The sequence below is a fragment of the Enterobacter sp. SECR19-1250 genome, from assembly GCF_013391025.1.
Lineage (GTDB): Bacteria > Pseudomonadota > Gammaproteobacteria > Enterobacterales > Enterobacteriaceae > Enterobacter > Enterobacter cloacae.
Map to the genome: position 1 here is coordinate 1 of NZ_JACASJ010000240.1, position 1,809 is coordinate 1,809.

Annotated in this window: 2 protein-coding genes and 1 pseudogene; all 3 read right to left on the reverse strand. The window is 32.5% G+C overall.

All coding sequences use genetic code 11. The features are described 5' to 3' along the window. Window positions 1-52 precede the first annotated feature (52 nt). A pseudogene (locus HX884_RS26260) lies at window positions 53-172 on the reverse strand (sugar phosphate nucleotidyltransferase); the annotation flags it as partial. A gap of 1 nt (window position 173) precedes the next feature. Further along, window positions 174-1,229, reverse strand: coding sequence for a glycosyltransferase family 1 protein (locus HX884_RS27530; protein WP_058681650.1), 1,056 nt, complete (start codon window positions 1,227-1,229; stop codon window positions 174-176). A gap of 33 nt (window positions 1,230-1,262) precedes the next feature. Next, the gene (locus tag HX884_RS26270; protein WP_178329024.1) at window positions 1,263-1,769 is read right to left on the reverse strand and encodes a glycosyltransferase; all 507 of its coding nucleotides are present in this window, start codon (window positions 1,767-1,769) and stop codon (window positions 1,263-1,265) included. Window positions 1,770-1,809 lie beyond the last annotated feature (40 nt).

Below are 1,809 nucleotides of genomic sequence, written 5' to 3' on the forward strand. Positions count from 1 at the left end.
ATGCGTGATCTGATCCTTCAACTCAGCAAAAGTTCGATTTATTCAACAAAGTCGTATTTTGAAGTAAACTATTCTCATCCAATAAAGATAAAAACTGTTTAGGATATTGGCTCCTCGAAAGGGGCCATAAGCGCGAGCCTGTACCTCCAGCGATAACGATTGGTAGTATCATTTTATTTAACCAATAAGTTTAAAAAATTATCAACAATTGCAGACCATGAAAAATTTTTTATTGTATAACATGTTTTGCTTTCGCCTTTGATTTCAGTATCCTTGATTTCCTTCATTGCGTTAAGAATACTACCATGATCGAGGGGATCAAAATAATATGCATGTTCTTTAGCAATTTCATGGAAAACGTCAATATCACTACAAATAACATGGCAATCAAAATACATAGCTTCAATTAATGGCATACCGAAGCCTTCATACAGTGATGGGTTAACAAAACAGTAAGTTCGCTCGTAAATATTTTTTAATTCACTCTCAGATATTTTTTCTATAATAGTTACAAATTTATCAATTTGATATTTAGAAATCAAGGTCTCAATATGTTTTCTATAACCCAGATCACGACCTATAAGATATAATCTAGCATTCTGATCACAATTTTTCACATAGACAGAAAAAGCTTTAATTAAATTATCATGGTTTTTCCGCTTTTCAAATGTAGCTATATATAGAAAATCGATATCTTTTTTAGCTTTATTCCGCTTTACAGGATCAATTCCATTATATGATACAGCAATTTTATTAGGGTTAATATTGCAGTATTTAATTAATTGATTCTTGGTGAAAGAACTGACTGTTAATATATTAGGGACCATTCTCCATTGGATTTTTTGAAACAAACTTGATATTTTTTTTACTGCCGCACGATTAAAATCGGTGAAATTTCTAATATCGTGGACAAGCTGATAGTAATAATTACGTTTCGAAAAGATTAACGGGACCGGCATAAAATCATTAATAATCACTCCATCACGCCTATAAAAAATAAAAGTTAATTTTATACAATAGACAAGCCGACGAATAACAGAAGGCATTGAATCATAGCGAGGGAGAGTAATACTATTTTCAGCCCAATCAGGAGCTTCACCTTCTCTAACCAAAACAGTAAGATTTATATTTTCTCTTGATTGTAAGTTCTTCCCAAAAAAATCAAATCTCTTATTTGCACCAGTGACTCGATTTTTCTCATAATACAGTGAGCTAAGAATTATGTTCACAACACTCCTCATTCAAAGTGTAAGTATAGATTTTTAATTAGATGCAGTTTTAAGGTATTCTTCGATTATGATATTCTCATCGAATTTTTCCTGGGCTAATTTCCTAGCATCTACTTTCATTTTTATGAAGCTATTATAATCTAATTGCAGTACTTTATAAAATGCTTCCAATAAGCTTTCCAACGACTTTGGCTTGCATAAAAACCCTGTTACACCATCAATAACAGCATCGCGACACCCGATATTATCTGTAGTGATAATAATTTTTCCTGAAGCAGCAGCTTCTAGTAAAGATTTTGGAACGCCCTCACGGTAAAATGATGGCAAAACCACACAATCATAACCAATAAGAACTTCTGCCACATTATCAGAATGTCCCAAATATTCAATAACCCCTAATTCTTCCCAATTATTTATCTCCCTTTCATCAATAGCAAAGGGGTTGTTAGTAATTATTGGGCCTAAAAGAGAAAACTCAACATGGGGATATTTTTCTTTTATAATTTTTGCTGCTTCAGCATATAGCCGACTTTGTTGAATAAATCGAACTTTTGCTGAGTTGAAGGATCAGATCACGCAT